Origin of the sequence: Streptomyces sp. BBFR102, from assembly GCF_051397025.1 — a bacterium.
Classification (GTDB): domain Bacteria; phylum Actinomycetota; class Actinomycetes; order Streptomycetales; family Streptomycetaceae; genus Streptomyces.
In genome coordinates this window covers 3903203-3920783 of record NZ_CP195757.1, presented here as the reverse complement: position 1 = coordinate 3920783, position 17581 = coordinate 3903203, and the positions used below count along the sequence as shown (strand labels likewise).

13 protein-coding genes are annotated in these 17581 nt (G+C 73.6%); 2 read left to right on the top strand and 11 right to left on the bottom strand.

Annotation, left to right across the window (positions count from 1 at the left end; translation table 11 throughout):
- Positions 1 to 14: 14 nt before the first annotated feature.
- The 3 genes from ACSLIC_RS17535 to ACSLIC_RS17525 all read right to left on the bottom strand — a co-directional run bounded on the left by ACSLIC_RS17535 (position 15) and on the right by ACSLIC_RS17525 (position 3196).
- Positions 15 to 1319, bottom strand: coding sequence for an extracellular solute-binding protein (locus ACSLIC_RS17535; protein WP_436738643.1), 1305 nt, complete (start codon positions 1317 to 1319; stop codon positions 15 to 17).
- 949 nt (positions 1320 to 2268) lie between these two features.
- Complete coding sequence (locus ACSLIC_RS17530) at positions 2269 to 2562, bottom strand: DUF3039 domain-containing protein (RefSeq protein WP_047142095.1); 294 nt, start codon at positions 2560 to 2562, stop codon at positions 2269 to 2271.
- A 61-nt stretch (positions 2563 to 2623) separates the two neighbouring features.
- Entirely contained in the window at positions 2624 to 3196 is a 573-nt protein-coding gene (locus ACSLIC_RS17525) for a YqgE/AlgH family protein (RefSeq protein ID WP_383173471.1), read from the bottom strand.
- Between the two features lie 351 nt (positions 3197 to 3547).
- Here ACSLIC_RS17525 and murA point away from each other — a divergent pair, with 351 nt between their 5' ends.
- Positions 3548 to 4888, top strand: a complete 1341-nt coding sequence (murA, locus tag ACSLIC_RS17520) for a UDP-N-acetylglucosamine 1-carboxyvinyltransferase (protein ID WP_436738642.1) — start codon at positions 3548 to 3550, stop codon at positions 4886 to 4888.
- A 303-nt stretch (positions 4889 to 5191) separates the two neighbouring features.
- Here murA and ACSLIC_RS17515 read toward each other — a convergent pair whose 3' ends face one another.
- The 4 genes from ACSLIC_RS17515 to ACSLIC_RS17500 all read right to left on the bottom strand — a co-directional run bounded on the left by ACSLIC_RS17515 (position 5192) and on the right by ACSLIC_RS17500 (position 10921).
- On the bottom strand, positions 5192 to 5473 hold the full coding sequence (locus ACSLIC_RS17515) for an HU family DNA-binding protein (protein WP_003950507.1): 282 nt from the start codon (positions 5471 to 5473) through the stop codon (positions 5192 to 5194).
- Positions 5474 to 5878: 405 nt separating this feature from the next.
- Positions 5879 to 7309 (bottom strand): NAD-dependent malic enzyme, encoded by a 1431-nt coding sequence (locus tag ACSLIC_RS17510; RefSeq protein ID WP_436738641.1) that lies wholly within the window; start codon positions 7307 to 7309, stop codon positions 5879 to 5881.
- Between the two features lie 511 nt (positions 7310 to 7820).
- Positions 7821 to 10202, bottom strand: a complete 2382-nt coding sequence (locus ACSLIC_RS17505) for a HelD family protein (protein WP_436738640.1) — start codon at positions 10200 to 10202, stop codon at positions 7821 to 7823.
- Between the two features lie 131 nt (positions 10203 to 10333).
- Positions 10334 to 10921 (bottom strand): CGNR zinc finger domain-containing protein, encoded by a 588-nt coding sequence (locus ACSLIC_RS17500; RefSeq protein WP_436738639.1) that lies wholly within the window; start codon positions 10919 to 10921, stop codon positions 10334 to 10336.
- 170 nt (positions 10922 to 11091) lie between these two features.
- Here ACSLIC_RS17500 and ACSLIC_RS17495 point away from each other — a divergent pair, with 170 nt between their 5' ends.
- A complete protein-coding gene (locus ACSLIC_RS17495) occupies positions 11092 to 11709 on the top strand; it encodes a GNAT family N-acetyltransferase (protein WP_436738638.1) in 618 nt (205 codons plus the stop codon).
- Positions 11710 to 12059: 350 nt separating this feature from the next.
- Here ACSLIC_RS17495 and ACSLIC_RS17490 read toward each other — a convergent pair whose 3' ends face one another.
- The 4 genes from ACSLIC_RS17490 to ACSLIC_RS17475 form a co-directional block, all read right to left on the bottom strand.
- Positions 12060 to 13409 (bottom strand): acyltransferase family protein, encoded by a 1350-nt coding sequence (locus ACSLIC_RS17490; protein ID WP_436738637.1) that lies wholly within the window; start codon positions 13407 to 13409, stop codon positions 12060 to 12062.
- The gene (locus ACSLIC_RS17485) at positions 13406 to 15574 is read right to left on the bottom strand and encodes a polysaccharide deacetylase family protein (protein ID WP_436738636.1); all 2169 of its coding nucleotides are present in this window, start codon (positions 15572 to 15574) and stop codon (positions 13406 to 13408) included. The genes ACSLIC_RS17490 and ACSLIC_RS17485 overlap by 4 nt, the downstream gene beginning before the upstream one ends.
- 11 nt (positions 15575 to 15585) lie before the next feature.
- Positions 15586 to 16389: a hypothetical protein gene (locus tag ACSLIC_RS17480; RefSeq protein ID WP_436738635.1), complete on the bottom strand. Its 804-nt coding sequence runs from the start codon at positions 16387 to 16389 to the stop codon at positions 15586 to 15588.
- 189 nt (positions 16390 to 16578) lie between these two features.
- Positions 16579 to 17541: a LysR family transcriptional regulator gene (locus ACSLIC_RS17475; RefSeq protein ID WP_436738634.1), complete on the bottom strand. Its 963-nt coding sequence runs from the start codon at positions 17539 to 17541 to the stop codon at positions 16579 to 16581.
- Positions 17542 to 17581: the final 40 nt, after the last annotated feature.

Sequence of the window (17581 nt, the reverse complement as noted above, 5' to 3'; positions counted from 1 at the left end):
GGTACGCGGGGGCGTCAGCCCGCGCTCGCGAAGGCGTCGTCCATCTTCTCGGCCGCGTCGCGGGAGGCCGTGGCGACGTCCTTCCGGCCGCTGACGATCTCCTGGAACAGGGTCGGCAGCACCAGCGAGGAGTCGATCCGCGCCCACGCCGGGGAGGCGGGCACGAAGGTCGCGCCGGCGTCGAGGGTCTCGACGAAGGGCTTGACGAAGGGCTCCTCGGCGGCGGCCTCGGCGCGGGTGTCGGTGAAGGTGGGCAGGAAGCCCATCGCGTCGAAGAGTTCGCCCTGCGCCTTCTTCCCGGCCAGTTCCTCGACCAGGTCGACGGCGAGGGAGCGGCGCTCGGTGGACTTGAGGACGCCGAGGTTGTTGCCACCCGCGAACGCCGGGGCGATCTCCCCCTTCTCGGTGCCGGGCAGCGGGACGACCGCGTACTTGCCCTTGACCTTGCCGTCCTCCATCGCCTGGTGGCTGAAGTCGCCGCCGATGGCCATACCGGCCTTCCCGGCCGCGAACGCCGTCACGGTGTCGTTGCCGCCCATCTGCGCGCACTTGGCGGCGGGGCAGTTGTCCGGGCCGAACAGGTCGGTGTAGGCGGTGATCCCGGCCTGCGACTCCTTGTCGGCGAGGGTGGAGGTGTACGTACCGCCCTTCTCCTCGGCGAGGCCGCCGCCGTGCGCCCAGAGGAAGGGCATGGCGCCGTAGGTGTAGGCGCCGCCGACCGCGATGCCGTACAGGCCGGGCTCGGCCGCGCGGATCTTCTTCGCCGCGGACGCCACCTCGTCCAGGGTCTTCGGCACCTCGACGGAGTGCTTCTCGAAGAGGTCGGTGCGGTAGTACAGGGCGCGGACGCCGACGAAGTAGGGGGCGCCGTACGTCTTGCCGTCGACGGTGACCGAGGCGCGGGCCGCCTCGTCGGTGTCGGCGGCCTCGTCCCAGGCCGCGAACTCCTCGCTGATGTCGGCGAGTCCGCCGTCGCGGACGTACCCGGCGGTGTCGGTGTTGCCGTACTCGATGACGTCCGGGGCACTGCTCGGGTCGTTGAAGGCGGCCTTGATCTTCTCGGCCCTGGAGTCGACGGGGATGTACTGGACGTCCACCTCGCTGCCCTGGTGCGCCTTCTCGTAGGCGGCCACGGCCCGGTCGACCACCTTGGCCTTGGGGCCGTTGTTGACCTCCTGGAAGAGCCAGACCCGCAGGTCCCCGGTCTTCTCGTCCTTGCCGGAGGAGGTGGCGGAGGTCTGCGGGGCACAGGCGGTGGCGGTGAGTCCGGCGAGGACGAGGGCCGCGACGGGGGCGGCCAGGCGGGGCAGGAGTCTCATCTGCGGTCCCTAGGTAGGCGCGTTGCATTCTCTGCAACGCTCGTTTCGCGCTGCACAACAGGCAGGAGCGTAGGGCGGCTGCCGCCGCCCGACAAGGGGGGACTCGCCAGTAGGGGGTGAGGGGGTCGGGGGGAGTTGGGCCCCCGACCCCAACTGCGGTGCGCACGGCGGGTGTTCGGCCAGATGGGCGCCCTCGGGTTGGCCCGGGTGGGCATACCGGTGCTTGTGTCGCTCGCGGCGACGAATCAGTCGAACTCGGCTGCCCGGACGGGGGCGGGGTGGGCTATGACCGGCCCTCGCCCGCGCCCCGAAGGGGGGTGGCCTCAAACGCCGGCCGGGCTTCATTTGCCGCCGACCGCGCCACAGGCGGCCTCAAACGCCGACCCGGCTCCTTCACGGCCGAGCACCACCGCCAGGCGCACCTCACAAACGGCCTCAACCGCCGGCCCGGCCTCACATACTGCCGAGCCCCGCCGCCGACCGCGCCCCACAGACTGCCTCAAACGCCGGCCGGGCTTCACGTACCGCCGCCAGGGCGCGCCCCACACGTCGACCGGGCTGGGAACGGCGCGGCCGGGGTGCGCCACCGAGCGTGCCCCGAGGGCGGCCTGGGGCCCGGTAGGGCTCTCCAGGTCGCCAGCCGGGGCCCCCGGCGCCAACAACCCCCCGTCACCGAGCCGGCCGCCCCCAGCCCGAATTCAGCCCGGCCGGCGCTTGAGGCCATCGGTGACCACGGCCATAGCCGTCGGGCACAGCCCCACCGGCCGCGCCCGACGCGAATCCCCGCCCGGCCGGCGCTTGAGGCCACCCCGCCTCCAAGCAAAAGCCCCCGGCAGCACCCCTTGAAGGGGCACCCCGGGGGAACCGAGTCCGCGCGGGCAGAGCAGGGCCGTGGAGAGGGAGGAAGAGGGCGGGGAAGCGGCAGGGAACCCCCGTCGGAGGGTGTTCCCTACTTCTTGTCCTTGCCTCCGCCGCCCTTGCCCTTGTCGCCGCCCGGGCCCATGGACTCGTAGATCTCCTTGCACATCGGACACACCGGATACTTCTTGGGGTCCCGGCCGGGAACCCAGACCTTGCCGCAGAGGGCGACCACGGGGGTGCCGTCCAGGGCACTGGCCATGATCTTGTCCTTCTGGACGTAATGGGCGTAGCGCTCGTGGTCGCCGTCGCCGCTGGAGGTCTGCGGCGTCGGCTCGACGAGGGTCCCCGTACCTGCCCCGCGCTCGGGCTCAAGAGTGCTCATGGAGTCCAAGGGTACCCAGCTCCGGCACGTCCCCGGGCTGACGCCCGCCGCGCGGGGCGGGTCAGTTCAGCGAGGGGTCGTCCGGGTAGGTGGCGATCATCGCCAGCTCGCTGCGCTGGCGGCGCAGGACCGCGCGCCACAGGCCCTCGGGGCGGGGCGCGGAGATGTCACCGGGCTCGGACTCCACGACGTACCAGGCGCCTTGGACCAGTTCCTCCTCCAGCTGGCCGGGGCCCCAGCCGGCGTACCCGGCGAAGATCCGCAGCGAGCCCAGGGCCGCCGCGAGCAGTTCGGGCGGGGCCTCCAGGTCGACCAGGCCGATCGCGCCGTGCACCGGACGCCAGCCGAGGGGCGGCTCGGCGCAGCCGGGTCCGCCCGGGACGACGGCGACGCCGAGGGCGGAGTCGAGGGAGACGGGCCCGCCCTGGAAGACGACGCCGGGGTCGCCCGCCAGTTCGCCCCACCCCTCCAGGATGTCGCCGACCCCGACCGGCGTGGGCCGGTTGAGGACCACGCCGAGGGACCCCTCGGCGTCGTGGTCGAGGAGGAGGACCACCGCCCGGTCGAAGTGCGGATCGGCGAGTGCGGGGGTGGCCACGAGCAGTCGCCCTGTGAGCGAGGACACCTCGGTCATGTGCCACATGATCCCGCATGGGCGGCGCGTGCGGGGAGCACTCCGCGCCATCCGTGGGTGCGCAGCTCAGGGCGCACGGAGGCGCGGCGGGCGCGCACGCGCTTCGGTGACCGTCCGCCACCGGTTCCGCACCGTACGTGTTGTGGCGAACTCATGACGCTCCAGAGCCCCCCTCGGCCTTACTCAAGGGGGGTGGCGGGCCATTACGCTTGCGGGGTGCCGTGGCAGACGGCGTCCGCCCGCCGAGGAGCGGCGCCCGGGGCGGATCAAGCACGTCCGGGGCCGGCCCTCGGCGGGCGAGCGCCGCGTGCCGGGCACGTGCCCTGCCCCTTTCATCGGAACGCGAGATTCATGACCGTCAACGACGATGTACTGCTGGTCCACGGCGGAACCCCGCTGGAGGGCGAGATCCGGGTCCGTGGCGCGAAGAACCTCGTGCCCAAGGCCATGGTCGCCGCGCTGCTCGGCAGCGCCCCGAGCCGGCTGGGCAACGTCCCTGACATCCGCGACGTCCGGGTGGTCCGCGGTCTGCTCCAGCTGCACGGCGTGACCGTGCGCCCCGGTGACGAGCCGGGCGAGCTGGTCATGGACCCGTCGCACGTGGAGAGTGCCAACGTCGCCGACATCGACGCGCACGCCGGTTCCTCGCGCATCCCCATCCTCTTCTGCGGCCCGCTGCTGCACCGTCTGGGCCACGCCTTCATCCCGGGGCTCGGCGGCTGTGACATCGGCGGCCGTCCGATCGACTTCCACTTCGAGGTGCTGCGGCAGTTCGGCGCGAAGATCGAGAAGCGCGCCGACGGCCAGTACCTGGAGGCGCCGCAGCGGCTGCGCGGCACCAAGATCGAGCTGCCCTACCCGTCGGTCGGCGCGACCGAGCAGGTGCTGCTGACCGCGGTCCTCGCGGAGGGCGTCACCGAGCTGTCCAACGCCGCGGTGGAGCCGGAGATCGAGGACCTGATCTGCGTCCTCCAGAAGATGGGTGCCATCATCGCGATGGACACCGACCGGACCATCCGCGTGACCGGTGTCGACAAGCTCGGCGGCTACCGCCACAAGGCGCTCCCGGACCGGCTGGAGGCGGCCTCCTGGGCGTCCGCCGCGCTGGCCACCGAGGGCAACATCTACGTGCGCGGCGCCCAGCAGCGCTCGATGATGACCTTCCTCAACACCTACCGCAAGGTCGGCGGCGCCTTCGAGATCGACGACGAGGGCATCCGTTTCTGGCACCCGGGCGGACAGCTCAACGCCATCGCGCTGGAGACGGACGTGCACCCCGGCTTCCAGACCGACTGGCAGCAGCCGCTGGTGGTGGCGCTGACCCAGGCGACGGGCCTGTCGATCATCCACGAGACGGTCTACGAGTCGCGGCTCGGCTTCACCTCCGCGCTGAACCAGATGGGCGCCCACATCCAGCTGTACCGCGAGTGCCTGGGCGGCTCCGACTGCCGCTTCGGCCAGCGCAACTTCCTGCACTCGGCGGTCGTGTCGGGCCCGACCCGCCTCCAGGGCGCCGACCTGGTCATCCCCGACCTGCGCGGCGGCTTCTCCTACCTGATCGCGGCACTGGCCGCGCAGGGCACCTCCCGGGTGCACGGCATCGACCTGATCAACCGGGGCTACGAGAACTTCCTCGACAAGCTGGTCGAGCTGGGCGGCAAGGTCGAGCTGCCGGGCAAGGCCCTGGGCTGACCGGAACCCCGGGGGCGGCGGCCCCCACCTGGCGCCGCTGAGGCGGCCGTACGCGGGCGTACGGCCGCCTCAGCGGCGTGCTGGGCCCCGGAGGTCTCCGCGGGGCCCTCCGGGTCGCCGCGCAGCCCTGAACGGGCGTACGGCCCTGCTCAGGGCCCTGCCGGGGGCCGGGCGTGCCGAAGGGGGGCGGCCACCCGCATCGGGTGGCCGCCCCCCTTCGCTGTCCCTGCGGCGCGCGGTCCACGGGCTGCCGCTCCCCGCCGACTGGGACGGTGCGGCGCCGAATGGCGCACCCTCGGGGCCTTACTTGCCCTTCGCGGCTTCCTTCAGCTTGGAGCCCGCGGAGACCTTGACGCTGTAGCCGGCCGGAATCTGGATCGGCTCGCCGGTCTGCGGGTTGCGGGCGGTGCGAGCGGCACGGTGGGTGCGCTCGAAGGTCAGGAAACCGGGGATGGTGACCTTCTCGTCGCCCTTGGAGACGATGTCGCCGACGACCTCGGCGAACGCGGCCAGCACGGCGTCGGCATCCTTGCGGGTCACCTCGGCGCGGTCGGCCAGGGCGGCCACCAGCTCACTGCGGTTCATGTTTGTACTCCCGTGTTCATCTTGCCGTTGAGGCGTGAGATCGAAGCCGATGCTGCCAGGGCCCCCCGAGGAGCCCCGTAACCGGGTCCGTCGTCGGACTCTCTTCCGCCCGGGTTCACCCTGGACGTAGCCCTCGAAGAGGCATCCTGCCCCCACCTGCGGCGCGAAAGCCAATTCAGCACCCGTGAGAGTCACACGGACAGCGCCACGGCCTCGGATCGTGACGCTCCGTCCGCTCTCGGCAGCGGACCGCAGGGCCGGGCGCCCGCCCGTGAGGGCGGTTCCCGCGCCGTTTCGCCACCCTAGAGCGGGGGCGGCCGGGCTCTTCCGCGACGCGCCGGGCCCCCGCCCCCGTGCGCCGCCCCCGTTCAGGCGTACGGCGGGGCGGCCTGGCCCGGCCGGGTGTCAGACGGCGGTGGGGGCGGGCGCCGAGCCGACCGACTTGGCGGCGCTGCTGACAGCGTCGGCGACGGCGCCGGCCACCTTGTCGTTGAAGACGCTCGGGATGATGTAGTTGGCGTTGATCTCGTCCTCGGCGACGACGTCGGCCAGGGCGCCGGCGGCGGCCAGCATCATCTCGGTGTCGACCGTGCGGGACTGGGCGTCCAGCAGGCCGCGGAAGACGCCCGGGAAGACCAGCACGTTGTTGATCTGGTTCGGGAAGTCCGAGCGGCCGGTGGCCACGACGGCGGCGGTCTCGCGGGCCACCGCCGGGTCGACCTCCGGGTCCGGGTTGGCCAGCGCGAAGACGATGCTGCCCTCGGCCATGGCGGCCACGTCGGCGCCGTCCAGGACGTTGGGGGCGGAGACGCCGATGAAGACGTCCGCGCCGACCACGGCCTCCTTGAGGGTGCCGGTGACGCCCTCGGGGTTGGTGTTGTCGGCGATCCAGCGCAGCGGGGAGTCGGCCTCGGCGCCGACGAGGTCCTCGCGGCCGGCGTGCACGACGCCGTGGATGTCGGCGACGACGGCGTGCTTGACCCCGGCGGCCAGCAGCAGCTTGAGGATGGCGGTGCCGGCCGCGCCGGCACCGGACATGACGACCCGGACGTCGCCGATGGACTTGCCGACCACTCGCAGCGCGTTGGTGAGCGCGGCGAGGACCACGATGGCGGTGCCGTGCTGGTCGTCGTGGAAGACGGGGATGTCGAGCGCCTCGCGGAGCCGGGCCTCGATCTCGAAGCAGCGGGGCGCCGAGATGTCCTCCAGGTTGATGCCGGCGAAGCCGGGGGCGATGGCCTTGACGATCTCCACGATCGCGTCGGTGTCCTGGGTGTCCAGGCAGAGCGGCCAGGCGTCGATCCCGGCGAACCGCTTGAAGAGGGCCGCCTTGCCCTCCATCACCGGAAGCGCGGCCTTCGGGCCGATGTTGCCGAGGCCGAGGACGGCCGAGCCGTCGGTGACCACGGCGACGGAGTTGCGCTTGATGGTGAGGCGGCGGGCGTCCTCGGGGTTCTCGGCGATGGCCATGCAGACCCGGGCGACGCCGGGCGTGTAGACCATCGAGAGGTCGTCGCGGTTGCGGATGGGGTGCTTGGACGCCATCTCGATCTTGCCGCCGAGGTGCATCAGGAACGTACGGTCGGAGACCTTGCCGAGCACGACGCCGTCGATGCCCCGCAGGCCCTCGACGATCTCCTCGGCGTGCGAGGTGGAGCTCGCGGCGATGGTGACGTCGATCCGGAGCGCCTCGTGGCCGGAGGCGGTGACGTCGAGGCCGGTCACCGAGCCGCCGTGGGACTCCACGGCCGTGGTGAGCTGGGAGACCGCGGTGCCGCTGGCGGGCACTTCCAGCCGGACCGTCATCGAGTAGGAGACGCTGGGCGCCGTTGCCATGGCCGACTTCCTCTGCTTTCCCTGGTTCGCATACACACCGGCCACCTCTGTGCGTGGCGAGTGCTGTCCGATCGTCGCACCTACCGGGCAGTACGCGGTAGCCGCCTGGATTACGGACGTTGTGTTCCCGGCCGCAGACCCGTTCGGGCCCCGACAGCGGAAAGTGAATTCCACCATACGAGAATCGCGTCTCACGCGGAACCCCCTCCTCCGCTCGCTGAGGCCGGAGAGGGGCGACGGGCGACGACGTACCGTCCGTGCCGGGCGACCGGAAGCGGGCGGAGAACGGCGAGGGCCCGCCCCGTCGGTGACGGAGGCGGGCCCTCGCCGCTCAAGTCATGACACCGGCCCGCCATGCTCGCCTCGCGGCAAGTGGTCGCTCGAAGCGACTATGGTTGGGCCCGGGGGCTTGGATCGAGCCGGTGCCATCTCCCAGGCTAACAAACCTCCCCGCCCCGTCCACTCCTGCGGAGCCGCGGATTCCGCGAACTCCCGGATACCGGGCGCCCTCTCACTCCCCCAGCAGTCCGGGCAGCACGTCGTCGCGCAGCAGGTCCGGCACCCCGTCCGCGTCCGGCTGATCGCGGCGCCCGGAGACCACGGTCAGCTCCTGCGTCGCCCGGGTCAGCGCCACGTACAGCACCCGCAGCCCGGCCGGGGACTCGTCGGCCACCTCGGCCGGGGAGACCACCACCGTCGCGTCGTACTCCAGCCCCTTCGCCTCCAGCGAGCCGAGCGCCACCACGCGCTCGCCGAGCCCGGCGACCCAGCGGGCGGCCTGCTCGCGACGCTCCATGGGGACCACCACGCCGATCGTGCCGTCGACCGCCTCCAGCAGCCGGGCCGCCTCGGCGCGCACCGTCTCGCCCATCCGCTCCCCGGCCACCACGAAGCGCGGCTCGACGCCGGTGGAGCGGACGGCGCGCGGGGAGGGGGAGCCGGGCATGGCGAGGGCCAGCACGCGGGAGGCGAGTGCGGCGATCTCGGCGGGGTTGCGGTAGTTGACGGTCAGCGTGAAGCGGCGGCGCGGCCGGTTGCCGAGCGCCTCGTCGCGGGCGGCGGCGGCCTCGTCGGGGTCGGACCAGGAGGACTGGGCGGGGTCGCCGACCACGGTCCAGGTGGCCTGGCGGCCACGCCGGCCGACCATGCGCCACTGCATCGGCGTCAGGTCCTGGGCCTCGTCGACGATGACGTGGGTGTACTCGGTGCGCTCCTGCGCCAGCCGCTCGGCCCGCTCCCACTGGGTCTCCTCGCGGTGGGGCATCAGCTCCTGAAGACCCGTCAGGTGGTCCAGCGGGTCGGCCTCGCGCTTGCGGCGGGGCCGGGGCGGGGTGCCGAGGACGGCGTCCAGCTCGTCGAGGAGGGCCACGTCGTGGACCGAGAGCGGGCCTTCCCCGGCCGGGCCGAGCCGGGCCAGCGAGCGGGCGACGCGGCGTACCTCACCCTGGTTCAGGACCTTGCGCGACCAGCGGGCGAGCCGCTTCTCGTCGGCCATCGCGGCGAGCACGGCACGCGGGGTCAGTTCGGGCCACCAGGCGTCGAGGAAAGCGGTGAAGGAGTCCTCGGAGAGGACGTCCTCGTCGAAGCCGGAGCGCAGTTCGGCGGCGAGTCGGGGGTCCTGGTGGCGCCCTGAGGCGCCCGACCTGGCCCACAACGCGTCGAGCAGCAGGCGGCGGGCACGGGGGCGCAGCAGGTTGACGGGGGCGGTGCCGCTGAGGGCGTTGCGCCGGACGCGGCCCAGTTCGGCGGCGTCCAGCTCGACACGGCGGCCGAAGGCGACGACCCGCAGCCGCTCGGGCGGCCCGGCGGGGGCGACGGGCAGGCCGAGGTCGAGCTGCCCCTCGGGCACCTCGCCGTCCTCGTCGGCCTGGGCGGGCCGGACCGCGCCGAGGTCCAGGGCGCCCCGGGCGACGCGGCGCAGCACCTGGACCATGCGGGCGGAGCCCTTGGCGCGGGCGGTGGCCGGAGTGTCGTAGGCGGTGGCCTCGGCCCCGTCGACCAGGGAGCCGAGGGCGCGGATGGCGACCTGGCCCTCCTCGCCGAGGGAGGGCAGCACGCCCTCGGTGTAGGAGACGAGGAGCGGGGTCGGGGAGACGATGAGGATGCCGCCCGCGTACCGGCGCCGGTCCTGGTAGAGGAGGTAGGCGGCACGGTGCAGGGCGACGGCGGTCTTGCCGGTGCCGGGGCCGCCCTCGACCAGGGTGACGGAGGCGGCGGGGGCGCGGATGACGCGGTCCTGCTCGGCCTGGATGGAGGCGACGATGTCGCGCATGGTGTGGCTGCGGGCCTGGCCCAGGGCGGCCATCAGGGCGCCGTCGCCGACCACGGCGAGCGGTTCGCCGTCGAGCCGCGCCGTCAGTTCGGGGCGCATCAGGTCGTCCTCGACGCCGAGCACCTGGCGCCCCTTGGAGCGGATGACGCGGCGGCGTACGACCCGGCCGGGCTCGACGGGGGTGGAGCGGTAGAAGGGCGCGGCGGCGGGGGCGCGCCAGTCGATGACCAGCGGCGCGTAGTCGGCGTCGAGGACGCCGATGCGGCCGATGTGCAGGGTCTCGGCGATGTCGGCGGTGCCGTCGGGGTGGACGGCGTCGTCGGCGGGTTCGACGGAGGTGTAGGCGCCGTCGGGGCCCTTCTCGCCGTCCTTGCCGAGGAGCAGGTCGATGCGGCCGAAGAGGAAGTCCTCGAACTCGCTGTTGAGCCGGTTGAGGTGGATGCCGGCCCGGAACACCTGGGCGTCGCGTTCGGCGAGCGCGCCGGGCGTGCCGACCTGGCCGCGGCGTGCCGCGTCCCGCATCAGGAACTCCGCCTCGTGGATCTTCTCCTCCAGGCGCCGGTACACCCGGTCGAGGTGGTCCTGTTCGGTGCTGATCTCACGGTCGCGTACGTCGGCCACCGACGCCCCCTTCTCACATGCGCTGGGCAGCCGTCCAACTTACGCGACCGGCGGGGCCGCGTGCACGCCGCACACCCAATCGGAAGGCAAACTTCCGCTTGCCCGGGGCAGGACGGCACCGGGACGGGGAGCTATCCCTTGCGGCTGCGGCGGTGGCGGGCGACCCGTTCGCGGTTGCCGCAGGTCTCGCCGGAGCACCAGCGGCGCCGACGGCCGCGTGAGGTGTCGAGGTAGACCAGCGGGCAGTCCTGCCCGGCGCAGCGGCGCAGCAGGGCGCGCGCCCCGGAGTCGGTGAGGAGTTCCACCGCGTCGCGGGCGACCGCGCCGAGCAGCGCCTGGCAGTCGGGGTCGCCGGCCAGCCCCCGGCCGAGGGTGCCGTCGGCCCTGCGGACGGCGCGCGGCGGGGGCGGCGGGTTGCGCGCGACGGCGTTGACCCGGTCGAGGGCGTGACCGGGCGGGCGGCCGTCGAGTTCGGCGCCGACCACCGCGGCGATCTGGGTGCGCAGGTCGCGGAAGGCGGCGAGCCAGCCGGGGCCGGCCCGCTCCAGCGGGGTGCCGGGCGGCACCAGGCCGGCGCCGGCCAGCCACTGCCGCAGCCGGTCGGGGCCGTCGAGCCGCTCCACGGGGTGCGCGGTGGCGACGAGGTCCAGGCAGACCCGTCCGCAGTCGAAGCGCAGCACCCGTGCGCTCGCCCCTGCCCGGTACACGTACCCCGTCATCGTGCGCCTCCGCCCGCCGAGAGCCGGGGCCGTCCGCCGCGGCCCCGCCCCGTCCACCGTGCCCGCCACCCGGGCGCCCGGGGAAGCCCCCGGGCACCGGACGGCATCAACCGCCGTCTCGGGCCGACCTGTTGACCCTTCCTGTACGTCTTCCCCCTTAACCTGTCCCCATGTACGCGCCGGTGAGCATGCCCGCCTTCCTCCCGGCAGGGCCGGGGCTCTCGCTGCGGCCCTGGCGGGCCCACGACGCCCGGGAGCTGATCGACGCCTACCGCGATCCGCTGCTGCGGAAGTTCACCCGCACCTGGCCCGAGGACGAGGCGGGCGCCCGGGCCTGGCTGGCCCGCGAGGGGGCGGGCGCGCGCGACGGAGGCCGCTACTCCTTCGCCGTGGAGCTGTCCGCCCAGGCTCCGGACGGCACCGGTCCCGCGCCCACCGGCGTACGGGACCCGGCGGCGACCGGCCTGCTCGCCGGGTGCGTGGTCCTGAAGGCGTTCCCCTCCGAGGACCGCCCGGCCCGCACCGACACCGCCGAGGTCGGCTACTGGACGACCGCCTCGGTACGCGGCCGGGGTCTGGCGGGCCGCGCCGTGCTGGCCCTCGCCGACTGGGCCTTCACGGCCCTGCCCGCGCTGACCCGCCTCGAACTCCTCCACCAGGTCGACAACGAGCCGTCCTGCCGGGTCGCCGAGAAGGCCGGCTTCCCGCACCACGAGACGCTGGCGGCGCAGCCGCCGCTGTTCCCGCTGCCGGGCCACGTCCACGTGCGGCTGCGCCCCGGCGCCTGATCAGGCCGCCGGAAGCAGCCGCCCCTGCGCGACGACACGATGCCGTGCGGCATCGCCTGGACGAGAGCGGAAGGCGTCGTCGAGCGCCGGCTGATGGGCCGCGCCGGACGGCTGCCCCTTGTCGACCTCCGTGACGGCGTCCCTCGGGCCGGTTGATGTCAGGACGCTCCCCAGCGCCTCACCCGCCCTCGCCGCGAGGGGGAGGGCGCGACGGGCCACGGTGGGACTTCTTCTCGTACCGCTCCTGGGAACGGAAGGGATGCCCGGCCTGTGGCCGGGCATCCCAGGACGTACCGACGGAGGGAGAGGGGACCGGGCGTACGCGGTTCTTTCACGCCTCGGGAACGGGGTCACTGGCGGTGGGCGGCCCCCGGGTCGGCGGCGGAGCCCCGCTTCGTCCCGTCGGGCCACAGGCGCGGTGGCCGCTTGGCCGCCAGGTCCTCGACCCAGCCGACGGCCAGCACCATGAGCCCGATCAGCGGCCAGACCAGGACGAACATCCAGAGGGTGTACGTGCTGGAGAGGGCGTTCTCCCACTGCGGGTCGTCCATGAAGGGGAGCCGGTACAGCAGGTCGATCAGCGGCACCGTCGCCATGATGAGCAGGTTGTGCCAGAGGTAGATCGTCACGGCCCGGTTGTTGGAGAGCGTGATGAGCGGGTCCCACTTGGCGAGCCGGCCCGGGAGGGTCTGCCAGGAGGGCGAGTACAGCAGGAGGATGGTGACGAAGCCGAAGGACCAGGCGGCCTGGGCGAGGGGGATGTCGTTGAGGTCCCAGCCGTCCGGACCGAGGTGTCCGGAGGCCCACCACAGGCCGAAGGCCATGACGAGGCTGGCCAGCGAGACGGCCAGGTAGCGGGGGATCTCGCGGAGCAGCCCTCGCTGGTGGGCGAAGCCGAGCGTCCAGCACCCGGCGTAGACGGTGAAGTCGGTGACGGCGTTGCCGAGTTCGCCGGGGATCTCGACCAGGCCGGTGCCGACGACGGCGGTGAGCGCGAGCGGCGCCAGCATGGTCGGCCACGGGGCACGCCGGAAGGCCCACAGCAGCAGCGGCGAGGCGAGGACGAACCACAGGTAGGCCCGCAGGTACCAGAGCGGCCCGGCGGCCTGCACCGCCCAGGTCTGTTCCAGCAGGCCGGAGGCGTCGCCGATCGACCAGGGGTAGGGCGGGGCGCCTACCGGCACGAGGTAGTTGACGAGCTCGGCCCAGCCCCAGGCGCCCTCGGGCCGGCCCGGGTTCCAGCCCGCGTAGGCGAGCATGGCGAGCAGCAGCGCGCCGAAGACCCACAGGGGCGGGAGCAGCCGGCGGACGCGGCTCTTGATGACGCCCGCCGCCGGGCGGGCCAGCGAACGGGCCATCAGGGAGCCGGCCAGGGCGAACATGACGCCCATGGAGGGGAAGAGGACGGTCAGCCAGGCCCAGCCGAAGATGTGGTAGAGCACGACGCGGACCAGGGCGATGGAGCGCAGGAGGTCCAGGTAGCGGTCGCGGCCGGGTTTCCTGGGGGCGGCGGGCGCCGGGGGCTTCCCGGGGGACGCCGCGGCGGCGGGCGGGACCGTCGCCGGGTACGGGTCCGGGGCACCGGGCACACCCGGGACCCGGGGGACGCCGGGGGCGCCCGCCCGGGGGTAGCGGTCGCCGCCGGAGCCGTCGTACGGGGGCCGGGGCGGGGGCGCGGCGGACCAGGGGGTCTCGGTCATGCGAGGGGCCTTCGCGCGGGTTCGGCCGGGCGGGCGCCGGAGGGGGCGGCCGCACCGGGCATCTCGACGACGCCGGTGCGCCGGAGCTTCTGCCAGCGCAGCCGGCCGCCGGTGAGCGCGGTGATCCAGGACTGGAGCAGCACGACGTACATCAGCTGCCGGTAGAGGATCTGCTGGAGGGGCAGGGAGACGAGGTGGGTCATACGTTCCTTGTCGAGCCGGAAGGCGTAGGCGGCGCAGACCCCCTGGACGGCCAGGACGCCCAGCCAGGCGAGGACGGTCTTGCCGGTGTCGCCGAAGACCAGGCCGTAGAGGAGGAAGACGTCGATGAGCGGGGCGAGCAGCGGCGCGAGGACCATGAAGAGGGAGACCAGGGGCAGGCCGACGCGGCCGAAGCGGCCGGAGGGGCCCTTCTCCACCAGGGCGCGGCGGTGCTTCCAGATGGCCTGCATGGTGCCGTAGCTCCAGCGGTACCGCTGCGACCAGAGCTGCTGGACGGACTCGGGGGCCTCGGTCCAGGCGCGGGCGTTCTCCGCGTAGACGACCTTCCAGCCGTCGCGGTGCAGGGCCATGGTGACGTCGGTGTCCTCGGCGAGGGTGTCCTCGCTCATGCCCCCGATCCGCTCCAGGGCGCTGCGCCGGAAGGCGCCGACCGCGCCGGGGATGGTCGGCATGCAGCCGAGCACGTCGTACATGCGGCGGTCGAGGTTGAAGCCCATCACGTACTCGATGTGCTGCCAGGCGCCGATGAGGGTGTCGCGGTTGCCGACCTTGGCGTTGCCCGCGACGGCGCCGACCTGCGGGTCGCCGAAGGGCTGGACCAGTTCGCGCACGGTGGCGGCCTCGAAGACGGTGTCGCCGTCCATCATCACGATCAGGTCGTGGCCGGCGTTGGCGAGGCCCCGGTTGAGGGCGGCGGGCTTGCCGGCGTTCTGCTGCCGCACGACACGGACGTTGGGGATGCGCAGGTCCTCGACGATGCGCGCGGTGCCGTCGCTGGAGCCGTCGTCGATGACGATGACCTCGACCGGATGGTCGCTGGCGGTCAGCGAGGTGACCGTGTTGACGATGCATTTCGCCTCGTTGTACGCGGGCACGAGCACGGTGACCGGTTCGGTGACCGGCGGGCCCCAGCGGAACTTCCGCGAGCGCACCCTGCGGGCGTGGACGAAGGAGAGCACCAGCATCAGCCCGAAGCGCGCGAAGACGAGGACGCCGATGACGGCGAGCCCGGCCACCAGGACCCCGGTGACGTTCTCGGAGATGCCGACCGCGGTGACCCAGGCGAGGCCCTGCCAGCGGGCGGCGCCGGTGACGGGGGTGTGGGCGCTGGGCGCGTTCAGGGCCTCGGTGAGGTTGGTGAACTCGTACCCCTTCTCCTTCAGCGACGGCAGGAACCGGCCGAGGGCCTCGACGGTCTGCGAGCGGTCGCCGCCGGAGTCGTGCATGAGGACGACGGCGCCCTCGCCGCCGCGCGGGGTGGCGCGGCGGATGATCTCGTCGGCGCCGGGGCGCTTCCAGTCCTCGCTGTCGGTGTTGTTGACGACGGTGAGGTAGCCGAGCGAGCCGATGTACTCGGTGACCGGCCAGGACTTGTTGTCCATGGCGTCGGAGAACGAGGAGTACGGCGGCCGGAACAGCGAGGTCCGCACCCCGGCGGCGCCGGCCAGGGCCAGCTGGTTCTGGGTCAGCTCCCAGTCGATGCGGCTCTTGGACTGGAAGGAGAGGTCGGGGTGGTTGAAGGTGTGCAGGCCCAGTTCGTGGCCCTCGTCGACCATCCGCCTGACCAGGTCCGGGTGGCGGGAGGCCATCGTGCCGGTGACGAAGAAGACGCCGTGCGCGTCGTGTTCGGCGAGCACGTCGAGGACCTTCGGCGTCCACTCGGGGTCGGGGCCGTCGTCGAAGGTGAGGACGAGCTTGTGGTCGGGGACGGAGAAGGTGGTGGGCCTGCCGTCACGGTTCGCGATGACGGGCCCGCCCTCCAGGATCTCCTCCGGCACCTGGTCGGTGGCGGCGGGCGGCTGGACGCGGTGGTCGGCGAGTATCTCGCTGTGCACGTAGCCGCGGAGCATCAGCATGGCGCTGAGGGCGACGAGGAAGAGCGAGGGCAGCAGATACCTCAGCGGCAGTCCGCGGCGCCGCGCCGCACGGGAACGGGAAGTCATGGTGTGCGGCCTCAGGCGGCCTGGTTCTCCTCGGGCGGGGCGGTGCGCGCCAGGGTGTGGGCGGGGTGCGGTGCGGTGGCGGCCGAGCGGGCCTGCGGCACCGTGCCGCCGCCGTCGGCGGGCGGCGTCTCGGGCCCGCCCGGCGGTGCCTCGGACTCGGCCGGGGTCTCCTCGGGCCGACTCGGCGGGTCGACGGGAGTGACGGGGCCGCGGGTGCCGGAGGGGTTCGGGTCCGGAGCGGCCGGGGTGGTGGCGGTGGGCTCCGGGTCCGTACCGGTCTCCGCTCGTCCGGGCGTGCCCGCGGGCCCGTCGGCGGGGGCGCCGGTGCCGGCGGGGGCGTCCGGGGCCTGCCTGGTCCCGGCGGCGGGGGCGGTCTCGTCGGCGGGGACGGTCGTGCCGCCCGGGTCGTCCGTGGCGCCGGCGGACTCCTCGGGCAGGCCCGGGGCGTCGACGGTGGCCGGACGTTCGGCCTCCGGTCCGGGCAGCGGGAGCCACGGGGCGGAGGAGTTGCCGGAGAAGAGGGTGGCGACGACCACGGCGGCGTACCCGGCGAAGGCGAGGCCGCAGACCAGGCCGATGCGCCGCAGGTGACGGCCGCGCCGCCCGGACTCGTCGACGAACACCGGCCCGTCGGCCGGTTCCTGAGGCGGCCGGGACTGCGGCTTGGCGTGAGCGCCGCGCGGCCGGTGGGCACCTTCGAGGTGGCGCCCGATGCCGTCCATCTGGATGGTGACCTCGAACGGGTCGTGCACGTGCGGCGCGGCGGTCGGCCTGCCCACGTCCGGCCCGTCCGCACCGTCGTCGATCCGGTTCACGGGTGCTTCTCCCGGTGTTACGGCCATGGCGCGGCGCCACTCCCCCATCAAGGTGTCCGGGCGCACGGAAACGAAGAACCCGGGCCATGCCGTCGGACCAGGCCCCCACCCCGTCCGAGCGCCCCCCTATCACACAGAGCCCGGACCAAGAATGTAGCGCACGCCGCAATCAGAAGTAATTCTGTGGTGTCACGGTTGACCCATGCTGTGACGGTCGGCCTCCGGCAGCCACGAACCGGGGGGCGCTTCGAGCCAGTTCCCGGCGCGCGCGAGGGTGGCGGCGGCGGTCCGGACGGCGTCCAGCGCGGGGTGGCTGAGCCCTTTGCGCCACACCAGGGAGACCGGGGAGAGCGGCACGGGGTCGGTCAGCGGCCGCAGGACGCACCCCGGCATCGGAGGGAAGTCGACCACGACGAGCACCGGGTGCCGGTACTTCGCCATGACACGTTCGAATTCCTCACGGCCGACGGCGAGCGGCGCGGGCGGCGCGACGCGGATGCCCCGGCCCGCGAAGAGCGCGCGGGCGAGGTCGGTCCACTCGGGGGTGCGGGGGTTTCCCGCGCCCGCGTAGACGTACTCCCCGGCCAGGGCCTCCAGCGGCACCTCGGGCAGGCCGGCGAGCGGGTGGTCCTCCGGCAGGACCACCGCCATGGGTTCCAGCCGTACGGGCTGGTGGTCGAGCTGCTCGCGCAGGCCGGGCTCCAGCCCGGCCCAGCGCCCGAAGGAGGCGTCGAGGCGCCCGGCGCCGATCTCCAGCGCGGCCCCGGTCAGCCCGCTCTCGTACCGGGCCATCACCTCCAGCTCGGGGACGAGGCGGCGGGCGTGCTCCAGGACCCGCTCGAAGACCAGGCCCGGTGAGTTGACGTCGACCAGGAGCGGCCTCGCCTGCCCGAAGGCGGCGCCCAACTCCTCGTACGCGGCGAGGACGCGGCGCGCGTACGGGACAAAGCGCTCGCCGTCGGCGGTGAGTTCGACGCGCCGGGTGGAGCGGGCCAGCAGGTCGGTGCCGAGTTCCCCCTCCAGCCGCCGCACATCGCGGCTGAGGGCCTGCTGGGCGACGTAGAGGCGGGCGGCGGCCCGGGTGAAGTGCAGTTCCTCGGCGACGGCCAGGAAGGCGCGCAACAGGCGTGGCGCGGGCTCGGGTTGCGACATCCGGCGAACCTACAACGAAAGTGCGTGAACGCGTGCGGCA

Coding starts and splice junctions, on each gene's coding strand:
- murA (WP_436738642.1), top strand. CDS start 3,548: ATGACCGTCAACGACGATGTACTGCTGGTCCACGGCGGAACCCCGCTG.
- ACSLIC_RS17510 (WP_436738641.1), bottom strand. CDS start 7,309: ATGGCAACGGCGCCCAGCGTCTCCTACTCGATGACGGTCCGGCTGGAA.
- ACSLIC_RS17475 (WP_436738634.1), bottom strand. CDS start 17,541: ATGTCGCAACCCGAGCCCGCGCCACGCCTGTTGCGCGCCTTCCTGGCC.
- ACSLIC_RS17490 (WP_436738637.1), bottom strand. CDS start 13,409: ATGACCGAGACCCCCTGGTCCGCCGCGCCCCCGCCCCGGCCCCCGTAC.
- ACSLIC_RS17495 (WP_436738638.1), top strand. CDS start 11,092: ATGTACGCGCCGGTGAGCATGCCCGCCTTCCTCCCGGCAGGGCCGGGG.
- ACSLIC_RS17500 (WP_436738639.1), bottom strand. CDS start 10,921: ATGACGGGGTACGTGTACCGGGCAGGGGCGAGCGCACGGGTGCTGCGC.
- ACSLIC_RS17525 (WP_383173471.1), bottom strand. CDS start 3,196: ATGACCGAGGTGTCCTCGCTCACAGGGCGACTGCTCGTGGCCACCCCC.
- ACSLIC_RS17485 (WP_436738636.1), bottom strand. CDS start 15,574: ATGACTTCCCGTTCCCGTGCGGCGCGGCGCCGCGGACTGCCGCTGAGG.
- ACSLIC_RS17535 (WP_436738643.1), bottom strand. CDS start 1,319: ATGAGACTCCTGCCCCGCCTGGCCGCCCCCGTCGCGGCCCTCGTCCTC.
- ACSLIC_RS17530 (WP_047142095.1), bottom strand. CDS start 2,562: ATGAGCACTCTTGAGCCCGAGCGCGGGGCAGGTACGGGGACCCTCGTC.
- ACSLIC_RS17515 (WP_003950507.1), bottom strand. CDS start 5,473: ATGAACCGCAGTGAGCTGGTGGCCGCCCTGGCCGACCGCGCCGAGGTG.